The sequence below is a fragment of the Idiomarina sp. HB genome, assembly GCF_048059115.1.
Lineage (GTDB): Bacteria > Pseudomonadota > Gammaproteobacteria > Enterobacterales > Alteromonadaceae > Idiomarina > Idiomarina abyssalis.
Genome location: NZ_JAYLVU010000002.1, coordinates 748682 through 754974, shown reverse-complemented (window position 1 = coordinate 754974; position 6293 = coordinate 748682). Strand labels below are relative to the sequence as shown.

Sequence of the window (6293 nt, the reverse complement as noted above, 5' to 3'; positions counted from 1 at the left end):
TTTTAGCGGCTTTTTTCAGCCCGGTTGAAACAAAACGCCGTTGCCTGAATCCCTTCCGGATAACTCATGACAACGGCGGCGAATTATAGTGATCTCTCTGAGCCTTTCAAGATCTTTTTCGGACCACATTGATCGTTTGCTCAGAACTTCACCAATTTGGTGTTTTAATCTTCTTTCTCTGTCTTTTCTGCTTCTTTTTTGGTCTCTTTATTGTCATTAAAGTCTGCGTCATCGTCGTCGTCATCACCAACAACATGGCCCAACTTCAATTTCTTCACATTCTTTATAGTTAATACCGGGCCTGACAAAGCATATAAAAAGAATATAGAGAACAGCACTAATGATGGTTGTGTCGCAACAATCACGAAAGCCAGTACAATGACCAGTATGACTAAAAATGAAACTTTACCTTTCCAGTCAACGTCTTTAAAAGAGTGGTAACGGAAATTGGTTACCATCAATAGGCCGGCACAAATGGTAACAACAGCAGCGAAGCCAGCTATATCGCTTCCTTCAACACCGTATTCAGAACCAACCCAGACTAAACCGGCAACGATTGCTGCAGCGCTGGGTATCGCCAGTCCCTGAAAGAACTTTTTATCGGAAGAACCTAAGTTTGTATTAAAGCGCGCCAGGCGTAATGCACCACCAGCCACAAAAATAAATGCCGCTAACCAGCCAATTTTTCCGAGATCAGCCAAGGCATAGTTGTACATGACCAAAGCAGGTGCCATACCAAAGGATACAATATCAGCCATACTGTCGAATTCAGCACCGAAATCGCTCTCTGTATTGGTCATTCTTGCAACCCGACCGTCCAGCCCATCAAAAACCATTGCGATAAAAATTGCTACAGCCGCCTCAATAAAGCGATCGTTCATTGACGCAACTATGGCATAGAAGCCCGAAAACAGGCCTGCAGTTGTAAACAAGTTTGGCAATAAATAGATACCGCGGCTCTTACCACTGGCATTTGAGCTGTCATTACTCATGTATAAAACACTCTTTAGTCACTAATATGAAAGTAGTCAGGTTATCACATTAGGGCTTCGAACAGGAAATGCCCGAAGCCCTGTGTGGTTATTGAGTGATCACTAACCGCTCATTTTCAACACTTACTTTGATCGGTTTAGCAGGCTCAAGTTCCCCTGACAAGATTTTTTGCGCTAACGGGTTTTCCAGTTCATGCTGAATTGCACGTTTCAGAGGCCGCGCCCCGAACACAGGATCGAACCCAGTTCTTGCAAGGTGAGATAAAGCGTCATCATCCAACTCAAGCTGATACTCTTTTTCTTCCAGGCGCTTATAAAGAAGCTGCAACTGGAACTGCGCAATAGAACGAATTTCACTTTCTCCAAGAGGATGGAAAACAACGGTTTCATCCACACGGTTAATGAACTCCGGACGGAAATGATGCGCCAGCACTTCCATTACCTCAGCCTTCATCTGCTCATAAGTATGCTCTTTGGCATGCTCCTGAATTAAATCGGAGCCAAGGTTAGAGGTCATAATAATAACGGTGTTTTTGAAATCGACCGTGCGCCCTTGCCCATCGGTTAAGCGGCCATCGTCCAATACCTGCAATAAGATATTAAAGACATCTGGGTGAGCCTTCTCAATTTCGTCGAGCAAAATTACCGAATAGGGTTTACGCCGCACGGCTTCGGTTAAGTAACCACCTTCTTCATAGCCAACATAGCCAGGAGGCGCACCAACCAGACGAGCAACCGAGTGCTTCTCCATGAACTCGGACATATCAATACGTACCATCGCATGGTCAGTATCAAACATGAAGTTCGCTAAAGCCTTAGATAATTCAGTTTTACCCACACCGGTTGGACCAAGGAATAAGAATGAACCAATAGGACGGTTTGGATCCCCAAGCCCCGCGCGTGAACGACGAATAGCATTCGAAACCGCATCAACCGCCTCATTTTGACCCACTACCCGACTGTGGATTTGCTCTTCCATCTGCAACAACTTTTCGCGCTCGCCTTCGAGCATTCTGTTAACCGGAATACCCGTCCAGCGTGACAATACGTCAGCAATTTCTTCTTCGGTAACACGGTTTTTGAGCAAGCTCATATCCTGCATTTCAGCCTGCAAGGCTAAATCCAGCTGGCGTTCGAGTTCAGGAATACGACCATACTGAAGTTCAGACATACGATTTAAGTCACCGGCGCGACGAGCAATATCCATATCGGTACGAGCCTGTTCTAACTGAGCTTTAATATGCTGGGTACCTTGTACGGCCGCTTTCTCTGTATTCCAGACCTCTTCCAGTTCTTCGTATTTACGTTCTTGTTCATCAAGCTCGTCGTGCAGAATTTCCAGGCGTTTCTTGCTGGCATCATCTTTTTCTTTCTGTAACGCCTGACGTTCAAGCTTCAATTGAATAATCCGGCGCTCCAGACGATCTAAATCTTCCGGCTTAGAGTCGATTTGCATACGAATACTTGATGCCGCCTCGTCAATTAAGTCGATGGCCTTATCCGGCAGTTTACGGTCACTGATATAACGGTGCGATAAAGACGCCGCGGCCACAATGGCCGGGTCTGTAATTTCCACCGAATGGTGTAGTTCGTAGCGCTCTTTCAAACCACGTAAAATAGCAATGGTGTCTTCCACGTTCGGTTCTTCCACCAGAACTTTCTGGAAGCGTCGTTCAAGTGCTGCATCTTTTTCAATATACTGACGGTATTCATCCAGCGTAGTAGCACCGACACAGTGCAGTTCGCCACGCGCCAGGGCAGGCTTCAACATGTTGCCGGCATCCATCGCACCGTCCGCTTTACCAGCACCAACCATGGTGTGCATCTCGTCAATGAACAAAATGATGCGGCCTTCTTCTTTAGAAAGCTCGGTTAATACAGCTTTGAGCCGCTCCTCAAATTCACCGCGGAATTTCGCTCCCGCTAATAAAGCCCCTAAATCCAGAGACAATACTCGTTTATGCTTTAAGCCTTCAGGCACTTCGCCGTTGACGATGCGCTGTGCCAGTCCTTCAACAATGGCGGTTTTACCAACACCCGGCTCACCAATAAGAACCGGGTTGTTTTTTGTGCGACGCTGCAATACCTGAATCGTCCGACGAATTTCTTCATCACGGCCAATAACGGGGTCTAGCTTGCCCTGCTCCGCACGTTCCGTTAAATCTATAGTGTACTTGTCCAGCGCCTGGCGTTTATCTTCGGCATTAGGGTCATCCACTTTTTCACCATCGCGAATATCGTTAATGGCTTTTTCCAGCGCATCACGTTTTATGCCCTGCTGACGAAAAATATCCCCCAGCTTACCTTTATCTTCCGTTGCAGCCAGTAAAAACAGTTCGGACGAAATGTACGAGTCATTTCGTTTCTGCGCGTACTTATCACACAGGTTTAAAAGTTGAGCTGTGTTCTGTGACAGCTGAACATCACCGCCTGTACCCTCAACCTGAGGTAACGCATCCAGAGCTTTCGACAGGTTTGCTCTGAACTGGGGGATATCCACGCTCAGCATCGTGAATAAAGGGCGAACTGAGCCACCATTTTGATCCAACAGTGCCTGCATTAAATGGATGGGTTCTATGAATTGATGGTCACGTCCCAGAGCAATTGACTGAGCATCAGCAATTGCCATCTGAAACTTACTGGTAAATTTATCGTGTCGCATCGGTACTTCCTCACTTAATTCTTTCGTTAAGTTAGATGTGGGTACTTTTTGCGCATTTTCAAGTTACTAAAATTAATTTCGCCAAATAATTGACGCAAATCTTGCTACAGCTTTTTCTTTACGCCACGAATACCAGCTTGTGTTATTGCCGACCGTACATTCGCCGCTTTTGGTAATACCCTTGACTCCCGAACGCAAACATTCGTCCGCTGCAATTGAGGCTAGATCAGCCAACCATTTATTGCTAGGTTGAGAAAGAAAATATCCCGCATTAAATGAATGACGTGCAACGAACGCATCTCTTACGTCATCACCTACTTCAAAAGCCGAAGCGCCGATAGACGGTCCTATCCAAATGCGAATGTTAGCCGCTGGCGTTTTAAAATTTGCCAACGCATTTTGTAATACTCCGTCGGCTAAACCACGCCAGCCGGCATGCACTGCTGCAATCTCCTTTCCGTCATCTGAACAACAAAGAATAGGCAGACAGTCTGCGGTTAGCACAGCGCAGACGCTCTTAGGTGAATTGCTGTAAGCTGCATCAGCAACCGCTGATTTAAAAGGCCAACGCAAAACCCTATTCGTATGTTGTTGTTGCAACCAGGTAACCGCGGTTGGCAGTTTGAGTGAACGCTGCAGTTGTCGGCGACGTAGCAGAACAGCAGCCGGGTCGTCTCCCACATGAACCGCTAAATTGCCAAACTCTCTGGTTGTCACTGCCGCATGAACGTTCGGCGGCAGTTCCCAGTCCGGCGTTAAAATGGCTTCATGCCGATTTAAAGCGTTCGTTATCAATTCGCAACTCTTCAATCAAATATTGAAAATCTGTGGGGCGCGGAACATTAAACTCCAGCCAGTCCCCGGTAATGGGGTGGTGCAAGCCCAGCGATGCCGCATGCAAAGCCTGGCGGTTAAATCCTCGCAAAGTTTGTAATAGACGATCTTCGGCCTGCTTCGGCGGACGCGGCCGGCCACCATAAGTTAAATCACCGACCAACGGGTGGCGAATATGCGCCATATGTACGCGGATCTGGTGAGTTCGACCGGACTCTAAGCGCAAACGCAATAACGTATGTGCCCTATAACGGTCCAACACACGATAATGAGTAACCGCCGGTTTCCCAGACTGCACAACTGCCATATGTGTGCGCTTCGTCGGATGTCGTCCAATAGGTTCATCAACCATACCACCCGCCGTCATAACGCCGTTACAAACAGCCTCGTACTCACGAGTGATTTCCCGCGCCTGCATCATTGACACTAATTGAGTCTGCGCCGGTACATTACGCGCTACCACCATTAATCCGGTGGTATCTTTGTCTAAACGATGAATAATTCCCGCCCGTGGCACTAAGTCGAGTTGTGGATCATAGTGCAGCAAACCGTTTAATAAGGTTCTGTCTGGTGCACCGGCTCCGGGGTGAACAACGAGCCCTGCCGGTTTGTTAATAACCAGTATATCCTCGTCTTCATAAACGATATCCAGTTCTACCGGTTGCGCTTCGTGCCGCTCTTCACTTTCAATTTCAGCGTCAACAGCAACTAAAGTTCCGGCCACCACTTTTTCTCGTGGTTTTTCGACAACTTTAGTATCAACGGTCACTTTTCCATCAGTTATCCAGCTTTTTAGCCTTGACCGGGAGTAGTCGGGGAACAACTCTGCAAGTGCCTGGTCTAATCTTTTTCCAGCCAGAGACTCGGTAACAATGGCTTCTAATTCAATGCTTTTGTTCATATATTGGGTTTCGACTGTCAAAGCCTTTACGGCTGCGTTAGAATGCAAGAATATGCTAGTGTAACGGTTTGCCGGTGCAGCGCCAAAAAAATAAAGGGAATCCTTCATAATATGTTTAGTAATAAGTTAGGCCGAAGCGTCGTTTTATCATCGGTTCTGGGGTTAATGTTAGCTGGTTGCTCAAGTCAATCAGAAGAAGAACAGGTGTCAAAAACACAAATAGAAGCTATGTATGACCAGGCTCAGGAGAGCATGTCTAACGGCAACTTAAATTTGGCACAAGAACAATTGTCGAACCTTAACCGCCGTTATCCTTTTGGTCCTTTCGCTCATCAAATTCAGTTAGACCTTATCTATCTACACTACAAGTTAGATAATACTGATGAAGCTCTGGCCGCTATCGATCGCTTTATTAGCCTCAATCCAAACCATAAAGATGTGGATTACGCGCTTTACATGCGCGGACTGGTAAACCAGAGAGCGGAACATAATGCGATACACGAACTCGCAGGTGTTGATCGTTCCGATCGTGACTCTTCGATGGCTCAGGAAGCGTTTAAAGATTTTGCTGAACTCATCCGCAAGTATCCGGATAGTGAGTACGCAGCAGACGCTAAACAACGTTTAATTGCATTGAAAAGCCGTTTAGCTAAGAAAGAATTGGCTATTGCGCAATACTATATGGAGCGCCAGGCTTATTTAGCAGCAGCTAACCGTGGACGTTATGTATTAGAACACTTCTCGGACACCCCGGAAGTAGAAAACGCATTAGCCATTATGGTAGAAAGTTACGATCAGCTTGAATTGCCTGAATTACGTGAAGACGCAATGAAGGTATTGCGAGCTAACTTTCCGAATAATCAGTTAGTTTCAGCTCGCTAGTTTTAACTATTCATTAGACGCG

At 46.5% G+C, this 6293-nt stretch carries 5 protein-coding genes; 1 reads left to right on the top strand and 4 read right to left on the bottom strand.

The annotated features are described in order from the left end of the window. Positions 1–164 precede the first annotated feature (164 nt). The 4 genes from pssA to rluD all read right to left on the bottom strand — a co-directional run bounded on the left by pssA (position 165) and on the right by rluD (position 5389). Positions 165–992 carry a CDP-diacylglycerol--serine O-phosphatidyltransferase gene (gene pssA, locus VBY75_RS09280; RefSeq protein ID WP_199495125.1) on the bottom strand — a complete coding sequence of 276 codons (828 nt, stop codon included), beginning with the start codon at positions 990–992 and terminating at the stop codon, positions 165–167. A gap of 88 nt (positions 993–1080) precedes the next feature. Next, the gene (gene clpB, locus VBY75_RS09275; protein WP_271331998.1) at positions 1081–3654 is read right to left on the bottom strand and encodes an ATP-dependent chaperone ClpB; all 2574 of its coding nucleotides are present in this window, start codon (positions 3652–3654) and stop codon (positions 1081–1083) included. A 72-nt stretch (positions 3655–3726) separates the two neighbouring features. Continuing rightward, positions 3727–4449, bottom strand: a complete 723-nt coding sequence (pgeF, locus tag VBY75_RS09270) for a peptidoglycan editing factor PgeF (protein WP_271331997.1) — start codon at positions 4447–4449, stop codon at positions 3727–3729. Continuing rightward, a complete protein-coding gene (gene rluD, locus VBY75_RS09265; RefSeq protein WP_199495206.1) occupies positions 4421–5389 on the bottom strand; it encodes a 23S rRNA pseudouridine(1911/1915/1917) synthase RluD in 969 nt (322 codons plus the stop codon). The genes pgeF and rluD overlap by 29 nt, the downstream gene beginning before the upstream one ends. A 111-nt stretch (positions 5390–5500) precedes the next feature. On the opposite strand from rluD, the gene VBY75_RS09260 reads away from it, so the two are divergent. Continuing rightward, entirely contained in the window at positions 5501–6271 is a 771-nt protein-coding gene (locus VBY75_RS09260) for an outer membrane protein assembly factor BamD (protein WP_199496408.1), read from the top strand. Positions 6272–6293 lie beyond the last annotated feature (22 nt).